Below are 17,117 nucleotides of genomic sequence, written 5' to 3' on the forward strand. Positions count from 1 at the left end.
CTCCTCTGACGTACGTTGATCACACAGCCGTTCACAGAAGGAGAACGATGACCACCCCGTCTGTCTTCAGGTCCTTGGAAATCTGTGCCGGCGCCGGAGGTCTCGCTCTCGGCCTGGAAAAATCTGGATTCGTACCCTCGGTCCTGGTGGAAAAAGACGAGCACCCGCTTCGTACCCTGAGGACCAACCGACCGACCTGGAAATTGGTCCAGGAAGACCTGGAGGAGTTCGAACCGGAGCGGCACCCGGACTCGTTCGGAGTGGATCTGCTCTCCGCCGGACCACCCAGGGTGAAGTCGCTGGCAACCATCGAGCGAGCCGAGGATCACGCCGAGAGAAAGCTCGTCACAGCTGCCCTTTACCTTGTGGGCACGGTCCGTCCCCGCGCCGTGCTCATCGAGAACGTTCCTGGTCTTGTCGAATCGGAGGACTTTGCGGAAATACGCAGTGAAATACAGGACGAACTTGAACATCTCGGGTATCGATTGTTCAAGCGAGTACTGAACGCCATGCATTTCGGCGTACCACAGGATCGCAAGCACGGATTCTTCATTGCCCTGAAGGAAGACTGCGCGGACACATTCGCCTGGCCTGCACCACTTCCGGGCCCACCCGCGAGCGTCGGCGATGCCCTGTACCCTTCCATGGCCAGCCAGGGGTGGCCCCACGCTGCAGCTTGGGCGGCACACGCACAGCGTGTCGCACCAACACTGGTGGGCGGGTCCGACCGACGCGGTGGGCCCGATCTCGGCCCGGGACGTGCAAAGAACATTTGGCAAGAGATGGGCATCAACGGCGGCACCGTAGCCGACGAACTCCCCGGTCCCGATACTCCCTGGGACATCTCCGCGGATCGCAAGGACCTGCCGGCCCTCACCGTCGCACAGGCAGCTCGGCTCCAGGGATTCCCCGATGACTGGGTGATCACCGGACGAAAGACAAGGGCCTATCGCCAGGTGGGCCAGGCTGTGCCACCACCTCTGGCCGAAGCTGTTGGCCACAGCATCGCTAAGGCGCTCTCAGCAGGGGCATCCCGGTCGAACCACCTTGCCTCGGCCGGCTAAGATCTCCCCTATGAACGCCTCCCGCAACCCCGGCACCATCAACGTAGTTGATCTCTTTGCGGGTTGCGGTGGCTTCACCCAGGGCTTCCACGAGTTTCGGCCCTCAGGAGTCACGCAACCTGTGTTCCGCACGGTGGCTGCGGTCGAGCACGACATCGCAGCCGCCTCGACCTACGCCCTGAACTTCGCCGGAGAAGCCGGGGGGGCACAACACATTCACGCCGGGGACATCGAGGTCTGGTCACCGAACTCGCAAGAGGTCCGGGCGGATGTGATTCTCGGCGGCCCACCGTGCCAGGGTTTCTCCGGGCTGGGCAAAGAGGACAAGAATGATCCGCGGAACAAACTGTGGCGGGAGTACACGCGGATCGTCAACGCCATCAAACCCAAGCTGTTCATCATCGAGAACGTCGACCGTTTCTTGCGCTCTCCTGAGTTCGCCCTGCTGCACGCGGCAACCGAGAAGCCTGACGGCGCTCTGCGCGATTACGTTCTGGTCCAGCACTCTGTTCTCAACGCAGCCGACTACGGGGTACCCCAGGCCCGTCGCCGCGCCATAGTCATTGCCGTCCGCAGGGATCTCAAGCATCTTGCCGACCTGACCTACCCCGAGTCGACACACGCCAAGAACGCCGGTGCATTTCTTCCGGGTTCCGGGCCGGCCCCCTGGGTTGCGGTGGGGCCAGAGGTCTTTGCGCACACGCCCACGGAAACAGCAACAACCGAACTTCCCAGCGGAAAAACCTGTGCGCCGCTCGGGACCACGCTTCCGGGCGATTTCCGAACCACCGAACTGCATTTCGGTCGTAACCCGACAGAGCATTCCAGGAAGCGCTACGCGGCCATTCCGCCGGGCGGAAATCGCCACGATCTACCACCAGAGCTGTCCACGGAGAAATGGATGGCTCACCGCAACGGTTCCCACGACGTGATGGGACGAATGTATTGGGACCGGCCGTCGGTCACCATCAGAACAGAATTCTACAAGCCGGAAAAAGGGCGTTACCTCCACCCGACTGCTCATCGTCCCATCACGCACTACGAGGCCGCCCTCATCCAAGGTTTTCCCAAGGACTTCAAGTGGGCGGGAAGCAAAGTGCAGATAGGCCGACAGATCGGTAACGCCGTACCTGTCGGCCTGTCCAAGGCACTCGCGGGGGTTGTGTACGAGGCGCTCAGCGCTTGAAATTCCTAATTCAGCGCTCGCCCTCGGGCTCCACCTTCCCCCTAACCGGAGCCGTGGCAAAAAGCTCCTCGAACTGTTCAGCAAGTCGTCGCACAGAACGGGGCGGCACCCTGCCGTCGGATGGCCCTTGCGGCATACCGGCAGACCAGAGAGCATCCGACTCCGCGGCAGCGATCCAGTTCCTCAACGCCTCATGGTCCCGGGGCTCGTCCGGTGCCAGTGCCTCGTAGACCAAAGTACTCCCCGCTGCACCAGCCGCCTTGAGCAGTCCGTTCACATCCCGGCCAGTATTTATCACCTGGTTGTCTAGCAACTTGACGACAGCCTGGGCAGCCGGACGATGACGCATCATTTCCAGCCGCAGGGCTGTGTTCATGACATCCTGATTCGCACAAGCCGTGAGGACCGGTTCGTAGTTGTCGCCATCCCGAAAAAGTTCGGCGGCCCACCACAGCCGGGAAAAGGCTTGGATGTCCCAGCGCCCGCTGAAACGAGCCGATTGCCCGACCACCACGGCACCATCCTTCTCCCTACCCCAGCGCCACCTGACGTAGTCGGGTCCGACACGCAGGGAGATGAAATTCCACAGCGCTGTTTCCGTCGCCTCGACCCGGGTCAAGCGGAGTGTGGAATGAAGCCGAGGAGCAAGCCAGGAGTCGGACAGCGTCGTTCGCTCCCCAGCAAAACGCTCCATAGCCTCCTCGATGAGAGCGCGCAATTCTGTTGTGTGCCAACGCGATGACTCGTCGGGAGCCGCGGTCGACCCGTTTACCAGTGTGGACTGTGGCAGCGCCGCCCCCTTCATCACACTCGGCGTCAGCACCTTGTTGGCCACGGAATCCGAAAGTTTTCCGAGCCTCTCAGGCACATCGATAACGCTGCCGATCACACGTTCTCCTTCTTTTTTGCTATGCGCCTCAAGTCACGCAGAGCCGACGAAATCTTCCGTGGTTTGCGCGACTGGGCCCCTGCTCCGTGCATCAGCCGGCGCTGCAGGTCCGACCCGTTCTCCCCTTCTGTGCGTCCTTGAACCAGCTCGATCAAAGCCTCGTCCGGAGAGAGGTCCGGATAGAGGTCTGGAAGCATCCTGCGCAGTACGTCTTCATGCCAGCCGTCGGGCCATTGAGGCTCGCCCTCGACGACCTCGCAGGCGTACACGGCAGCGTTGAACATTGCCGACCATGCCTCAGAGGCGACCTGCGAGGACACCAATTCCCGGACCACCTTCTGCTCGGGTGTGGTGGCATTCTCAAGCACACCTCTTAGTCCCTCTACAGAAGAGTTCAGGTAGAGCACGGGTTCCCCTGCTTCCGAGTCGAACAGCCAGGGATCGTTCCTGTACTCCTTAAGGTGATCGTTGGACGAGTCGGTGAAATCGAGCCACCGAATCTTGATCGATCGCTCCGGCGACGGACGTTTAGCCTCGAAGTCCACGTACCAAGGCGCCTCGGCCGTTCCGACGAGCCGGCCGTCCACCCCGTCCACCATCGCCACGATGCGCGCCGTGATCTCGCTGCGCCCCATATGTTCGTCACGAACGAGGTCCACTTCTCCCGACCAGCACCCCTCGGCGTCCTGTCGGAGGGGGAAAGCATGGTAGACATTCGTCCGACGATTGCTGGCCACGGCGATGCATCGTGGCTGTTGCCATGGGCCGGCGCGGAGTTCGTCACCGTCGACTTTCACGGAAACCTTGAGCGTGACCTCACTCCAGCGCCTCATCGTTTCCTGCAGACCATCCAGAGCGACGATCCTGCTACTGTCGCCGATTCTGCTCAGTTCCACGGACCGGCCACCATCAATGACGGCCTTCTCCACTCGCAAGACCACGTCACCGTGCAATACCCGATAGGGGAAAACCGCCTTCGTCATACTTCCTCCGTCACCCGTCGCACCTCAACCATCACCTGAGACATCCGAGCGGCCACCGGATGACTGAGCACATCCGTCACACCTCGAAATTTCCCCTGAGCAGCCCCACCACGGAACAACAGGTTGCCATTGGGTGTCAGTTCACAATTGTCCAGAGGCATCACTTCGCTCCATCCGACGCCGACCGGTCCCGAGGAACGCACCACGAACTTGGCCATCGGAGCGAGCAGCCATGGCTCGTCCTGCTGAGGGAGCTTCACCGTTGCGGTCACCTCCCAAGCACCGTCTTCGTTCACGACGCCTTCCACAGCCTTGACCGTCGGAAAGCTCTGTGCCCGTACCACCTTTGGACGATCCAACCGCAGCAGTTCTCGCAGTACCGGAGGACCGTCCTCGGCAGCTTCGTCGTCCTCCTGAACACGCAGGACTTCCCGCACCACCTGTTCGGCGGCCTTCTTGAACTCGATGATTTTCTGACGGGCTCCCCGCTCATAGGTAGCGGTGAGGTCTTCGGTACCTTCCCAGTCGTTGTGATCCGGCGGCTCCGCGGTCCGCAGCATCTGTTCCGCCGCCTCCGCCTCTCGCGTCTCACGGCGAGTTGCGGCACCGGCCAGCAGGACTGCTTGGAACGGCCGGTGCCCCAGGGGCAGGTCTCCGACACGCTTGTACTTGACCACCATCCGTGTCGCGCGCATGTATGCGATCTGGTCAGGCCCGTCGTCTTCGTCATCTGCGGGGGTGAGCAGGAGGATGGCCTCGTGGACACCCGGGCTGACCTCTCCGGACTCGCCCTTCCGGCGGCGGAGCTCCAGAGGCACGGTGGTCTGCAGAACCTGGTGGCGGTCGGTCAGTTCACCAACCGTGTTGCCGTCGAGAAAGGCCTGAACGGCACGTGAGCGTGCAGGCTGATGCTCGTGGGGATCGATGATCTCCTCAGGACCGAGCGGGGTTCCATTTCGGAAGGCCACCACCGAAGCCCTCAACTTCGCACCCTCTTGCCTACCCCCGACCATGGAGGCCCAGAAGTTGCGCGAAAGACTCGCTACCAGGCGCCCCCGCATGTCGTCGATGTCCTCGCTGTCGCCCAACCCGTCGTAGGCACCCACGATGAGGAAGGACGTGCCGGGGTCTGTACCGTCCCTTTCGAGGTGGAGACGCTCGGCAGTCTCCCTGTCGCCCCACCAGGACCGAGCGGTGTTCGGCCTCGACGGGTCCGGCACGCCGAACCATCCCGGCCCTGCGAATTCCTCACCGTCCAATGCGTGCCAAGGAAGTTCGAGTCGGCCTGCCATACGACGTTCCGTACGCCCGTCCTCCGGCTCCGACAGCACACTGTTCACCAGGACCAGGCCGAACCTGCTGGCCGCCCAGAGAGCTGCCTTACCCAACCCGTACGACCCGCCTTGCGTCCCGGCCTTGCCGCTGTCCAGGGTCCGCCGTACCACTCGGGCGAAACGGCCATCGTCATACTCCGGGCCTGTCAAACCTGTGGCGTTGTAGTCGTCCACGCGCAACAGCATCAGGCGCTGGGTGCGCTCGAGTTCCTCGAGTCCATCCCGCAATACCCGGCCGACCTTCTGTCGTGCATCGGCGGACGCCAGGATGTGCTTCTCTATCGCCCCCCAGCCGAGTGCTTCCAGAAAATCCAGCATGTGCTGGCCGGTCAGCTCGTGCAACACGTATCGCACACTCACCGGAGCGTCACCCGGGAGCCGCTCGTCCAAACTGTTCTGCGTGGCCTCCCGGGCCAGCACCTCCAAGCTCGCCGAGAAAGCGAAGTTCGCCGCGTTTCCCCCCTCACGCCCTCCATCTGCCGGGGCCGCGCGGAAAATCCACTCAAGGGCTTCGTGACGTGCCTTCGGCATCCGCCGGTTCACCGCGTCCTCGACGGTGACACCCAGGGCCGCTGCGATCGCTGCGATCTTCTCGTACCGCGGCTCCGAACGACCATTGACCCACCCGTTCACGGCCGCACCCGTAACCCCGGTCGCGGCCGCGAGCCGCTTCTGACTCATCCCCCTCTGCTCCAACAATCGGCTGAGCCACTCTCCGAACTCGACGGGCATGAACCGTTCACTCCCTGATCGCTCATCAAGCTAGTTAATTGATCACGTTTTAGTTAAGTTTAGTTAATCAAGGGCGGACTTTTAACCTGCCCTTGGGCTGCTTGCCGCTGCCGTTCCTGCGCCCTGACCTGCGGTTTCTTGCCGCCAGCCCCTAGGGTGCCCGCATGAACGAACACTCGCTCCGTTTCCGAACGGTTGCGCGAACTGCTTGCCGAGGGCCATGATGCCTCATCGGCAGCCAACCGAGAAGGGACATGGCAGTGACTGCAACACCGCGCAAGGTCCAGTTCGAGTGCGAGTACCCCCCGACCGAAGTCGCTGGATACAAGGTGCTGATCACCCCCGGCGGCGTGACGGTCCTGGGAGAGGGCGACCCGTCGCGCCCCTCCGGCACCTGGAAGGTCGCCGTTCAGGTCGCGGACGACTGATAGCGGAGCCTCCTTTGCATGCGGTCGCGGCTCACCCCGAGAGGTCAGTCGCGGCCGCGCCGATCCTCGCACCCGTACGACGGTGACGAGGCGTTACGTGGGTCACCTTCCCTGTCGGCCGGGCGGCCGATCGGCCATGCTTGCCCTATGACGGACCGTAACCGCCCTCCCGTCCCCTCTTCCTCTGGCGTTTCCGCTCGCATGTCCCGCCAAGGAAGGCGGGACACGAAACCGGAGCTCGCCGTGCGGCAACTGCTGCACGGCGCGGGCTACCGGTACCGGCTTCAATACCGCGTTCCAGGGATGGCCCGTCGCACAGTAGACATCGCGTTTCCTGGGCTGCGGATCGCTGTCTTCCTGGACGGTTGCTTCTGGCACGGATGTCCCGATCACGCCACGAGTCCGAAAGCGAACGCTGATTGGTGGCGTAACAAGCTCGACACGAACATGGCTCGCGACCTCGAGACCACTGCTCACCTCAAGGACTCGGGTTGGGAGGTCCTGCGGTTCTGGGAGCACGAGGATCCAGAGGCCATTGCGCAGCGCGTGGTTGAGGCGGTTCGTCTTTCGAGGAGGAGCGATGAGCACTGAGCCGCGCGTCGATCTTCCCAAGGTGACTTTATGCCCGATATGAACCCATAGATACTTACTCCCCTATTCCTCTAATAAGTTTTGTTAATGATCACGATTCAGAAAGGGCGGCTCGTCATCTATCGGAACGGGGACGGAGGTCGTCCTGGGGTGCTGGTTTTCACCAGTGAACCTACGACGTGCCCCATAGGTGCTCAGCATAGGGTTCCGCAGTAGTTGTCCTTGAAGGTCTTTGACGTGGAGGTGTATGAGTGATGGCTCGGATACCGGCAGCGGCAGTGGCGGCCACAGGGCTGGTCGGTGGGTACGGCGTGGCCCGATGGACCAAGAAGCGGCCCCTGGGCGGGGTGGCGCTGGCCGCGGCCGGCACCGTGGCCGCGCGGGAGTGGCAGCGCAAGGCCGGGGGGAAGACGGCTGCCGCGCTGAGTGGGCTGTACCTGGCGGCGTTCGCCGGGTCGCACCCGCTGGCGAAGAAGGTCGGGGCCTGGCCGTCGGTGTTCGCGGTCGCGGGGGGCGTCGCGGTCGCCTCTTGGGCGTTGGCGGATCGACGGGCCTGAGCAGAGCGCCGCGGTCGGCGGTCGCTGGGTACGGCCGGGGGCCGGGCCGGGAATGTCCCGGTCCGGCCCCCTGTGTGTCCGGGCGTGCCCGCTCATCCGCCGGACGGGCCGCCGCGTGTCCGTAAGCGCTGCCCGTGTGCCTGCGAGGCCCGCTCGCGTGCCCTTTGGGCGGCTGCCTGTCGGGCCCGGACGCGGGCCCGTCCTCCTCAGGCGGACGCGTCCGAGAGCAGGGCCACCTCTTCCTCCGTCAGCTGGAGTTCGGGCAGGGCCAGCAGCGCCTGGAGCTGCTCCACGGTGCGGGCGCTGGCGATCGGCGCGGCGACCGTGGGCTGGGCCGCGAGCCAGGCGAGGGCGACCGTGGGGATCTTGGCGTGGTGGGCGGCGGCCACCTCGTCGAGGGCGGCGAGGACCTTGCGGCCGCGTTCGGTGTCGAGGTGAGCGGACGCCTTGGTGGAGCGCGCGCTCTCAACGGGGGTGTCGGGACGGTACTTGCCGGTGAGGAAGCCGGACGCCAGGGCGTAGTACGGGACGGCGCCCAGGCCGTGGCGCGCGACGACGTTGGAGAGCTCGCCTTCGTAGGTGTCCCGGGAGACCAGGTTGTACTCCGGCTGGATGGCCACGTACCGGGCCAATCCCTCCCGCTCGGAGAACTCCAGCGCCGCTTCCAAGCGCCGCGCGGAGATGTTCGAGGCGCCGATCTCCCGGACCTTGCCGGCCTTGACCAGTTCGTCCAGGGCGGAGAGGAACTCGGAGATCTCCATCGATTCGTCGTCGTAGTGGGTGTAGTAGAGGTCGATGTAGTCGGTCCGCAGGCGGGTCAGCGAGGCGTCGACCGCTTTCTTGATCGTGGCGGCGGACAGGCCCTTGAAGTCGGGATGGGCGCCGACCTTCGTCGCGATGACGACGTCCGAACGGTGGCCGCGCGAGGCGAGCCAGTCGCCGATCACCGTCTCCGACTCGCCGCCCTTGTTGCCCGGCACCCAGGCCGAGTAGACGTCCGCCGTGTCGATGAAGGTGCCGCCGCCGTCCACGTACGCGTCCAGCACGGCGAACGACTCCGCCTCGTCGGCGGTCCAGCCGAAGACGTTGCCGCCGAGGCAGAGGGGCGAGACGGAGAGGGAACCGAGGGTCTTCTGTGTCGCGGTCATGGTCTATTCCTACGTCCGGGGCGCGGAGGCCGGCATCTCGGGGTGGGGTCTCAGGGATGGGGTCTCAGGGTTCTCAGGGGCGAAAGGGTGCTTTACGGGCATCCACGCTCGGGGTTTTGCCGGGGTTGGTCCCGGATGCCGGTCAGGGCTACCGGCTGGGAGCGTTGGCCGTGGAAAGGGGACTGGCGATGGACTCCAACGAACGGCGCTCGGCGCGCACGGCCAGGAACGCGGCGGTCAGGCCGGCCAGGCACATCAGCGCCGCACCGATGCAGAAGGCCAGGGCCGTGTCCCCGACGACACCGGAGGAGGTGAGTTCGGCGAACAGGAGGGGACCGCTGATACCGCCGGCCGCCGTGCCGACGGCATAGAAGAAGGCGATGGCCATCGCACGGGTCTCCAACGGGAAGACCTCCGAGACGGTCAGGTAGGCGCTGCTGGCGCCCGCCGAGGCGAAGAAGAGGGCGACGGCCCAGCAGGCGGTGATGGTCATGGCCGAGAGGTGTCCGGCGGCGAAGAGCCAAGCGGTGCCGAAGAGGAGGAGTCCGGAGAGGAGGTAGGTGCCGGAAATCATGATCCGGCGGCCGACCGTGTCGAAGAGTTTCCCCAGGAGGAGCGGACCGAGGAAGTTGCCGGCCGCGATGACGGCGAAGAAGTAGCCGGTGTCGGAGGTCGAGACATCGAAGAAGGTGGTGAGTATGGCGCCGAAACCGAAGGTGATGGCGTTGTAGAGGAACGCCTGCCCGATGAAGAGGGCCAAGCCGAGGAAGGCGCGACGGCGGTAGTGGGAGAACACGGTGCGGGCGATCTCCCGGAAGGTGATGCTCGCGCGGGGCTGGATGGTGATCTTCTCGTCGGTGGCCGGGAGTTTCTCACCGCGTTCGGACTCCACCCGTTCCTCGATGGAGGACACGAGTGATTCGGCTTCTTGGCTCCGGCCATGGATGAACAACCACCGTGGGCTCTCCGGCACGTGGCGGCGGACGAGCAGGATGACCAGCCCGAGAACGACGCCCAGGGCGAAGGTCAACCGCCAGCCGACGTTGATCGGAAAGATGTCGGTGTTGAGCGCGCCGATGGCCAGCAGCGAACCACCGACCGCGCCGAGCCAGAAGCTGCCGTTGATGACCAGATCGATCCGGCCTCGGTAGTGGGAGGGGATGAGTTCGTCGATGGCCGAGTTGATGGCCGCGTACTCGCCGCCGATGCCGAAGCCCGTCAGGAAGCGGAAGACGAAGAACCACCAGGAGGAGAAGGACACAGCCGTCATGGCGGTGGCGGCGAGATAGAGAGCGAGGGTGATCAGGAAGAGTTTCTTACGGCCGAAACGGTCGGTGAGCCGGCCGAAGAACAGCGCGCCCAGGCAGGCTCCGGCCACGTACAGGGCCGCGGTGATGCCGGTGATCTGAGCCGAGGTGATGGGCAGGCCGCTGCCGGGTTCGGAGAGACGACCGGAGATGTTGCCGACGACGGTGACCTCCAGGCCGTCCAGCACCCAGACCGTGCCGAGGCCGATCACCACCATCCAGTGCCAGCGTGACCACGGCAGACGGTCCAGCCGGGCCGGTACATCGGTGGTGTACGGCTTGGGGCGGGCGACGGTGGCCCCGGAGGTCTCCCGGGAGGGCGAGGTGGCGACGCCCTTCGGAGTGGGCGTGCCGGACGGGTCAGGCGTGGGCATCGCGGCTCCTCGCACGCCGGGGACCGGCGCCCCGGCGACGCTCCGGTGCGAGTGCCCACAGAGGGCCGGATGAATCAGGGACGGGGAGGGGGTGGGGCGGGGGAGGGGGGAGGGGGCCCCAGAAGGGAAAAGCCCAGAGAAGCACCGGCGTCAATGCCCGCTCATGGCCCGCGTATCTCCCCACCTGCCTGCGTCCCAGGCCCTGGCTGCACTGGCTGAGCCCTGCACTGACTGGGCCCTGTTCGCGTTCCCGGCCCTGTCCGCGTTTCCAGCCCTGTCCGCGTTCCTAAGCCTGTGCGTCCCCTATGGCCTGCCCGGCTCCCTCCGCCTTGCCGACGGCTCTACGCCCTGCCCATCCCCGCAGCACCTTCGTCGCTTCCCGCGCCCCCAGCGCTGCCCTGGCCCGTCCCGCTCGTCTCGCCCGTCTCGCCCGTCTCGCAGGATCTTTTCGGCCCTGGGGAACCGTCCCGCTCGCCCCTCGCTCGGGTTCCTGCTTCTCCGCCCTGACTCACACCTCGACGCCGCGGGCCCGCAGCCAGAGGAGCGGGTCGACCGGGTCACCGCCGTTCGGGCGGACCTCCAGGTGGAGGTGGGGGGCCGTGACGTTTCCCGTGGCGCCGACTCGTCCGATCACCTCGTCGGCCTCGACCGGGCCGGAGGCTCGCACGATGGACGAAAGGTGGCAGAACCACAGTTCCGTGCCGTCGCCGAGAGTCAGGACGACGCGGTATCCGTACGGACCGGCCCAGCCCGCCGACGTGATGGTGCCCGCGTGGACGGCCTTGACCGGGGTTCCCGTCGGGGCGGTGAAGTCCTGGCCCGTGTGGTGCGCGAGCCAGCGGTCACCCGCTTGGCCGTAGCCGGCGGCGAGGGTGTGGGAGGCGAGCGGCGCGACGTGCGGGCCGGTCAGATGGGGAAGGTCTTCGGGTCCGGCCTCCTGGGGGGAGGGAACCGCTGGCGCTTCGGCTGTGGGGGGCGCGCCATTCGTTTCGGCCCGTGCCTCGGCGGTCGCCACCCGGGCTTGGCCGTGGGCCTGCGCCTGGGCTGCGTCGGTGGCGTGGATGGCGGCGTCTACGGGCCCGGTCGAAGGGGCGTGCTTGCCTTCCGGGCTGGTGGGCTCGGTGTCGCCGCTGGTCAGCGCCTCGGCCGACGCGGCCGGGCGGGTCGGCTCGTCGGCCGTAAGGCCCGCGGTCTCCTGGCCCTCGACGTTCCGGCCCGGGACCTCAGCGCTCGCTGCCTCATCGGCCTGCCCCACGGTGACGCCCGGCTCCTCACCCTCCAGGGCACCCGCGCCCTGAACGGCGGTGGCGCCCGAGTCGTGGGCAGTGGTGGCGCTTCGGGATGCGACGGGTGCGCTGGCCTGCGGTTCTGCTTCCTCGCCCTGTTCTGCGGCCTGCTCCATCACCGGCGCCGCCTGCGGGCTCGGTGCGGCAGAAGCGGGGCCGGGAACGGCGTCGGCTGCCGGCGGTTCCGGCGAGGGATCGGCTGCGTGCGGGTCCGGGGCCGTCGTCTGCTCGGCGGCCGGGGCCTGGGTGGCCTGGTCGGTGTGCTCGTCCCGGGGCACGGTGACGGGCCAGGGGTCGGCATTACCGTCCGATATCTGCTCGTCGGAGCCGGAGTCGGAGTCAAAGGCGGAGTCAAAATCTGCGTCGGAGTCCGCACCCTGCTGTTGTTCGGCCTGCTGGAGGATGCGGTTCAGGAGCGTCTCGCCCGCCCTGTCGCCCAGCGTCGTACCGCCGTTGGAAGGCCCGGCACTCGGGTGGGGCGCGGTCGGCGCGGGGCCGTTGCCCGATGAGCCGTCGCCTCCCGCCACGTCGGCCGACGGCGTGGAGCCGTCCGGGGCCACGGAGCCCTCTGAGATGGACGTCGCAGGGGCGCTCGCGCCCGTAAGACCGGTCACGGAATCAGCCCCCACCATCTGTGCCGAGAGTTCGTCGGCTTCCCCGCCCGCGTCGGGAAGGGATATCGGGGCAGGCGGCCGGCCCGCGGCCGAGGCCACACCACCCGCGCCCACCGCGGCGATGACGCCCACACCCAGCACCGTGCTGCCGCGGGCGAGCCCGGTGCGCTGTTTGCCTACCCGGTGCTTGCCGCGCGCCGGGGGGAGGAAGTCGTCAACGGTGTCGTACGACGCCTCGTCGGCCGCCTGCTCCCAGCCGGGCGCGGCAGTGGCGCCCTCCGCGCCCGGAACCAGTCCGCCGGTCGGGCCGGGCACGGAACCACCTTCCACCCCGGAAGCGGATGCGCCATCGAATCCGGGAACGGGATCGCCGCCCAAACCGGGAACGGGACCTTCGTCCGCACCAATTCCCGAACCGGCGACCAGAGGGAACTCCGAACCGGCAACGTCACCAGAGCGCGCGAAGTGCGCGGCGTCCACGTACCCTGCCGCCCCTACCGAGCCCTCGAAACCCACCGAGCCCTCGAAACCGTCGGCGCCCGCAAAACCCCCAGTGCCCGCAAAGTCCCCTGCGCCCGTAAAGCCCTCAGCGACAGAGAAGCCAGCAAGAACCGCTCCGTCCCCGACCGTCCCTCCACCTCCCGCAGCCGCAGAACCGTCGAAGCCGTACGCCACCGCATCACCGGCCCCATACGCCACACCAGCCGCCCCCACATCATGAGCAACAGCCGGAGCCTCAGCCACGAACGAGTCCCCCGGAATCACCGCCCCGGAAACCACCCCCGCCGCAGCCACCCCGGAAGCCGCCCCACCAGGAGCCACCCCCGAAGCCACCCCACCGGAAACAGCCCCACCAGGAACCGCCCCACCCACCGCGACCACCGGCACAGAGGCCCCCGACGACCCCACCGACACGGACACCACAGAAGCCCCGCCCCCCGAAGCCCCCATCACGCCTGGCAGCGTCACCGCGGACGGCGATACCTGGGGTGGCGGCGCGGAAGCCGCGGCAAAAGAATCCTCGGAAGCGGACCTGTTGGACGCCACGGGGGCGCACTCCTTTCCTCCCTCTCCGCCTACCGGGTTAGCTGACGGGTTCGGAGCAGGAAGGTCTCCTACGGGCGCCCCTGGCGGAGGCGTCCGATTCACCCCGAGGTGGTGGTTCCCCGGTTCCCTGGGCACGGTCATTCAGTTGGGACGAGCCGAGCCACGGTTGCGGTGGGCCGGGGTGCCGGCCGCCGCGGCCGTGGTGACGAACCGTGGTGACGAATGGCGCTGAACGGGATTCGGCGTCGCCGCGCGGTGCCGCCTCCTGCGACGGCTGGGACATCCGCGTTGCGTTATCGGACAGTAATAGAATTCGCCGCCCGATACCAAGCGTTCCCCACAAAACGCCCTTCACCACAGCACGCCCTTATCCCTATATAAGGGCATAAAAGACAGCAAGCAGGTACAGCCGCGCGAAACCAACCCGGCCCGATTGTGTGCCAGTCGTTATGCGCAGGGGTGCCCGCCGCTCACAGGCCGTGAGAGCAGGACGGCGAGCGCAGTAACGTCTGATCATGGTCGTCGACAGCGCGCGGGCAGTGGCGGATCGGTACGGGGAGTTCTCCTCCCAGCAGGCGCGGGGGCTCTCCCCGGCGCACGAGGAACTGACCGCCCGGATCAGCCAGGACCCCGATTTCTGTGACCACCTGGCCCGCGCCCTCCCCGCCGGCAACAAGCAGCAGCCCAACCTCCTCCTCGCCGCCGTCCGCTACCTCGACGGCCCGTACGCCGACCAGGGCCCGCGGGGCGAATCCGCCTACCGAGGGTGGCGCGAGTGGACCCTGCGCCACTGGGACGAGGTGCGCGACGTGGTGATGCGCCGGACCACCCAGACCAACGAGCCGGCCCGCTGCGCCACCCTGCTCCCCCTCCTGGTCCGGCTGCCGCAGCCGCTGGCGCTCCTGGAGGTCGGCACCTCGGCGGGCTTGTGCCTGCATCCCGACCGGTACCGCTACCGCTTCGACGACCGTCCGGAGTTCGGCGCCCCGGACAGCGCCGCGGTCTTCCCCTGCCGTACGAACCCGGGTACGCCCGTCCCGGACCGCCTCCCCGAGGTCGTATGGCGCGGCGGCATCGACCTCAACCCGCTCGACCCGGCCGACCCGGACGACCTCCGCTGGCTCCAGGCCCTCATCTGGCCCGATGGCACCGGCGACCGGCCGCGCCGTCAGCGAGCCGCGATAGAGACGGTGCGGACAGCGCCGCGCCCCCACATCGTTCGGGGCGACCTCGTGGACGAGCTCCCGGCGCTCGCCGCGGCGGCCCCCTCGGACGCCACGCTGGTCGTCTTCCACACCGCCGTCCTGACCTACCTGCCGCTCGCCCGGCGCGAGGAGTTCGCCGCACTCGTCCGCGGCCTCTTGAAGGGCCGGGGCCACTGGATCTCCAACGAGCACCACACGGTCCTCCCCTGGATCCCCTCCCCACACCCGGCGCCGCACGCCCGCGCACGCGCCCGCGCCTCTCAGCCGGACGCGCTCCCCGCCGCGCCGTACACGCCTGACGGCCCCCCGGACGCGCCCACCACCGTCACCCCCCACCGGGAAAGCCTCCTGACCCTCGCCCTCGACGAACGCCCGGTCGCCCTCGCCGCCCCCCACGGCCAAACCCTCCACTGGCTCACCTGACGCACTCCACAACCCCCAGCACGCCACCAGCCACCACCGTCACTCCAGCAACAGCCCCACCACCAACGCCCACCAACACCCCGCTCCCCAACCAACGAACCACCCCCGTCCCCAACCCACGAACCACCCACCCCCCAAAGACAGGCCCCTACCCCTCCGGCCACCCCTACCCCTCCCCCTCCCCCGGTCGGCGCACCGCCAGCAGGGCCATGTCATCCGCCGGCCCCCCACCCGCATGGCGCGCGACATCGGCCACCAGCGTCTCCAACAGCACCTCGGGGTCCGGCGAACACCGGCCGCGCAATCGCGTCTCAGGCTCGTAGAACTCCCCTTTCTCGTTACGGGCCTCGGTCACCCCGTCGGTGAACAGCAGCAGCGTCGACCCCGCCGGAAACTCCGTCTCGTCCGCCCGGTCCGGCCACCCGGCCACCTCGCTCATGCCCAGCGGCAGCGCCGGGACCGCCGGTTCCACCTCGCACAGGCCACCCGTCGGCGAGATCAGCAGCGGCGCCGGGTGCCCCCGGTTCAGAACGCGCAGGGTGCCGTGCTCGTCGGACGGGATCTCCGCCAGCACGGCGGTCGTGAACCCCTCGAACTGGTCGAGCCCTTCCCGCCGCCGACCCTCCCGCTGCAACGCCCGCTCCAGCCGCCCCGCCACCGCCTCCAGGCTCGCCTCCTGTTCCGCGGCCTCGCGGAAGGCTCCGACGACGATCACCGCGGCCTCCACCGCGTCCAGCCCCTTGCCCCGTACGTCGCCGACGACCAGCCGCACGCCGTGCCGGGTGTCCTGGACGGCGTACAGGTCCCCGCCGATCCGCGCGTCCGCCCGCGCCGCCACGTAACGCGCCGCCACCATGAGCCCACCGACCCGTCGCCCGGGCGTGGGCAGCACGGCCCGCTGGGCGGCCTCGGCGACGTCGCGTACGGAGGCGAGCCGGTCGTCGGTCCGGCGCACCAGCCAGTTGATGCCCAACGCGAGGACGGCGACGACCAGCACCGTGACCACCTCAGTGGACGACTCCCCGGCACTCTGCCCGTCCCCGTGCAGGACGGCGGCCCACGTCGCGCAACCGACCGCGACGACGGCCGTGACGGCGGTGACGCGCGGCGAGTGCAGCGGTGCGGCGACCAGTGGAGCGGCGGAGAGGAACGGGGCCGCGGAACTGCCCGCGGGCATCCCGAACTCGAACGCCACCCCGCCGGCCAGCAGCAGCACGGGCAGCCATCGGGCCACCCGCCGCCCGAACGGCGCCCACCGCGCCCAATACGCCTGCTCACCCTCCCCCGTACGCCCCCCACCACGTCGCCGCATCCGCGCCCCGGCCTCTTTCCCGCGCCCGATCACCGCCGTCCCAAGGCTGTGGCGCGGGGCAGAACACGGCGAATCGAACTCGGCCGTCCGGAGCAAAGCTCCGAAGGCCGACAAACACGGAAGCCAACGAGCCCCGGAAGCCAACGACCCCTAGAAGCCGACAAACCCCGGAAGACCGGCAAAGGAAGGCGAGCACCCGACCAAGTGGCCCGAGTACGCACGAGAGGCGGGCCGGGAAAACCCACCGGCCCCACGGCACACACAACACAGCGCCCCTCCGGGACCGACCCGGAGGGGCGCTGGGCAACAGCTCTACGGGGTTCCCCCCGCTCGTGCGTAGGCCGTGTGGGACTCGAACCCACAACCAATGGATTAAAAGTCCACTGCTCTGCCAATTGAGCTAACGGCCCTCATCGCGCAGCATAACCGGACGCGTTCGGCTTCCCCGAAGGGATACCGGTGCCCGGTCGACACCACGCGCGGGTCCAGACCCGCACCGAGCAGCATAGCCCGCGCTCCCGCGGTTTCCGGAAGGTATTGCCGATCAGCCCGGAGAACTCGGGGGCAACACCAGCCTCACCGGCCTCACCACCCCCGCCGCGCAGCCACGGCCCCCGGCCCCGACCGCCCAAGCACC

General features: G+C 67.6%; 13 protein-coding genes, 1 tRNA gene and 1 riboswitch. Of the genes, 6 read left to right on the forward strand and 8 right to left on the reverse strand.

The features are described 5' to 3' along the window. The first annotated feature begins 47 nt into the window (after positions 1-47). Positions 48-1,064, forward strand: a complete 1,017-nt coding sequence (locus ABZX96_RS12450; protein WP_355542195.1) for a DNA cytosine methyltransferase — start codon at positions 48-50, stop codon at positions 1,062-1,064. A gap of 10 nt (positions 1,065-1,074) precedes the next feature. Further along, positions 1,075-2,250: a DNA cytosine methyltransferase gene (locus tag ABZX96_RS12455; RefSeq protein ID WP_355542198.1), complete on the forward strand. Its 1,176-nt coding sequence runs from the start codon at positions 1,075-1,077 to the stop codon at positions 2,248-2,250. A gap of 10 nt (positions 2,251-2,260) precedes the next feature. Here ABZX96_RS12455 and ABZX96_RS12460 read toward each other — a convergent pair whose 3' ends face one another. The 3 genes from ABZX96_RS12460 to ABZX96_RS12470 are packed head-to-tail and all read right to left on the reverse strand — an operon-like array spanning position 2,261 to position 6,188. Continuing rightward, positions 2,261-3,139 carry a DUF6339 family protein gene (locus ABZX96_RS12460; RefSeq protein WP_355542201.1) on the reverse strand — a complete coding sequence of 293 codons (879 nt, stop codon included), beginning with the start codon at positions 3,137-3,139 and terminating at the stop codon, positions 2,261-2,263. Next, the gene (locus ABZX96_RS12465; RefSeq protein WP_355542203.1) at positions 3,136-4,122 is read right to left on the reverse strand and encodes a hypothetical protein; all 987 of its coding nucleotides are present in this window, start codon (positions 4,120-4,122) and stop codon (positions 3,136-3,138) included. Before ABZX96_RS12465 ends, ABZX96_RS12460 begins: the two co-directional genes overlap by 4 nt. After that, positions 4,119-6,188, reverse strand: a complete 2,070-nt coding sequence (locus ABZX96_RS12470) for a helix-turn-helix transcriptional regulator (RefSeq protein WP_355542206.1) — start codon at positions 6,186-6,188, stop codon at positions 4,119-4,121. Before ABZX96_RS12470 ends, ABZX96_RS12465 begins: the two co-directional genes overlap by 4 nt. 254 nt (positions 6,189-6,442) lie before the next feature. On the opposite strand from ABZX96_RS12470, the gene ABZX96_RS12475 reads away from it, so the two are divergent. From ABZX96_RS12475 to ABZX96_RS12485, 3 genes are all read left to right on the forward strand, one after another. Next, complete coding sequence (locus tag ABZX96_RS12475; protein ID WP_355542208.1) at positions 6,443-6,616, forward strand: hypothetical protein; 174 nt, start codon at positions 6,443-6,445, stop codon at positions 6,614-6,616. 147 nt (positions 6,617-6,763) lie between these two features. Next, positions 6,764-7,207 (forward strand): very short patch repair endonuclease, encoded by a 444-nt coding sequence (locus ABZX96_RS12480; RefSeq protein ID WP_355542210.1) that lies wholly within the window; start codon positions 6,764-6,766, stop codon positions 7,205-7,207. Between the two features lie 254 nt (positions 7,208-7,461). Beyond that, positions 7,462-7,764 (forward strand): hypothetical protein, encoded by a 303-nt coding sequence (locus tag ABZX96_RS12485; protein ID WP_355542213.1) that lies wholly within the window; start codon positions 7,462-7,464, stop codon positions 7,762-7,764. 206 nt (positions 7,765-7,970) lie between these two features. On the opposite strand, the gene ABZX96_RS12490 is transcribed toward ABZX96_RS12485, so the two are convergent. The 3 genes from ABZX96_RS12490 to ABZX96_RS12500 form a co-directional block, all read right to left on the reverse strand. Beyond that, positions 7,971-8,912: an aldo/keto reductase gene (locus ABZX96_RS12490; RefSeq protein WP_355542216.1), complete on the reverse strand. Its 942-nt coding sequence runs from the start codon at positions 8,910-8,912 to the stop codon at positions 7,971-7,973. A gap of 148 nt (positions 8,913-9,060) precedes the next feature. Beyond that, the gene (locus ABZX96_RS12495; protein WP_355542474.1) at positions 9,061-10,437 is read right to left on the reverse strand and encodes an MFS transporter; all 1,377 of its coding nucleotides are present in this window, start codon (positions 10,435-10,437) and stop codon (positions 9,061-9,063) included. Between the two features lie 664 nt (positions 10,438-11,101). Further along, entirely contained in the window at positions 11,102-12,808 is a 1,707-nt protein-coding gene (locus tag ABZX96_RS12500) for a peptidoglycan DD-metalloendopeptidase family protein (RefSeq protein ID WP_355542219.1), read from the reverse strand. Positions 12,809-13,552: 744 nt separating this feature from the next. Then, positions 13,553-13,689: riboswitch (cyclic di-AMP (ydaO/yuaA leader) on the reverse strand. A 366-nt stretch (positions 13,690-14,055) separates the two neighbouring features. On the opposite strand from ABZX96_RS12500, the gene ABZX96_RS12505 reads away from it, so the two are divergent. Continuing rightward, positions 14,056-15,168, forward strand: coding sequence for a DUF2332 domain-containing protein (locus ABZX96_RS12505; RefSeq protein WP_355542222.1), 1,113 nt, complete (start codon positions 14,056-14,058; stop codon positions 15,166-15,168). A gap of 166 nt (positions 15,169-15,334) precedes the next feature. Here the strand turns inward: ABZX96_RS12505 and ABZX96_RS12510 are convergent, their stop codons facing one another. Both ABZX96_RS12510 and ABZX96_RS12515 read right to left on the reverse strand, forming a co-directional pair. Further along, positions 15,335-16,480 (reverse strand): PP2C family protein-serine/threonine phosphatase, encoded by a 1,146-nt coding sequence (locus tag ABZX96_RS12510; protein WP_355542224.1) that lies wholly within the window; start codon positions 16,478-16,480, stop codon positions 15,335-15,337. A gap of 337 nt (positions 16,481-16,817) precedes the next feature. Beyond that, positions 16,818-16,890: transfer RNA gene (locus ABZX96_RS12515), tRNA-Lys, on the reverse strand. Between the last annotated feature and the right edge of the window lie 227 nt (positions 16,891-17,117).

It is taken from the genome of Streptomyces sp. NPDC003077 (assembly GCF_040611095.1).
GTDB lineage: Bacteria > Actinomycetota > Actinomycetes > Streptomycetales > Streptomycetaceae > Streptomyces.

Coding starts and splice junctions, on each gene's coding strand:
- ABZX96_RS12450 (WP_355542195.1), top strand. CDS start 48: ATGACCACCCCGTCTGTCTTCAGGTCCTTGGAAATCTGTGCCGGCGCC.
- ABZX96_RS12480 (WP_355542210.1), top strand. CDS start 6,764: ATGACGGACCGTAACCGCCCTCCCGTCCCCTCTTCCTCTGGCGTTTCC.
- ABZX96_RS12490 (WP_355542216.1), bottom strand. CDS start 8,912: ATGACCGCGACACAGAAGACCCTCGGTTCCCTCTCCGTCTCGCCCCTC.
- ABZX96_RS12475 (WP_355542208.1), top strand. CDS start 6,443: ATGGCAGTGACTGCAACACCGCGCAAGGTCCAGTTCGAGTGCGAGTAC.
- ABZX96_RS12495 (WP_355542474.1), bottom strand. CDS start 10,437: ATGGTGGTGATCGGCCTCGGCACGGTCTGGGTGCTGGACGGCCTGGAG.
- ABZX96_RS12455 (WP_355542198.1), top strand. CDS start 1,075: ATGAACGCCTCCCGCAACCCCGGCACCATCAACGTAGTTGATCTCTTT.
- ABZX96_RS12465 (WP_355542203.1), bottom strand. CDS start 4,122: ATGACGAAGGCGGTTTTCCCCTATCGGGTATTGCACGGTGACGTGGTC.
- ABZX96_RS12510 (WP_355542224.1), bottom strand. CDS start 16,480: ATGCGGCGACGTGGTGGGGGGCGTACGGGGGAGGGTGAGCAGGCGTAT.
- ABZX96_RS12470 (WP_355542206.1), bottom strand. CDS start 6,188: ATGCCCGTCGAGTTCGGAGAGTGGCTCAGCCGATTGTTGGAGCAGAGG.
- ABZX96_RS12485 (WP_355542213.1), top strand. CDS start 7,462: ATGGCTCGGATACCGGCAGCGGCAGTGGCGGCCACAGGGCTGGTCGGT.
- ABZX96_RS12505 (WP_355542222.1), top strand. CDS start 14,056: ATGGTCGTCGACAGCGCGCGGGCAGTGGCGGATCGGTACGGGGAGTTC.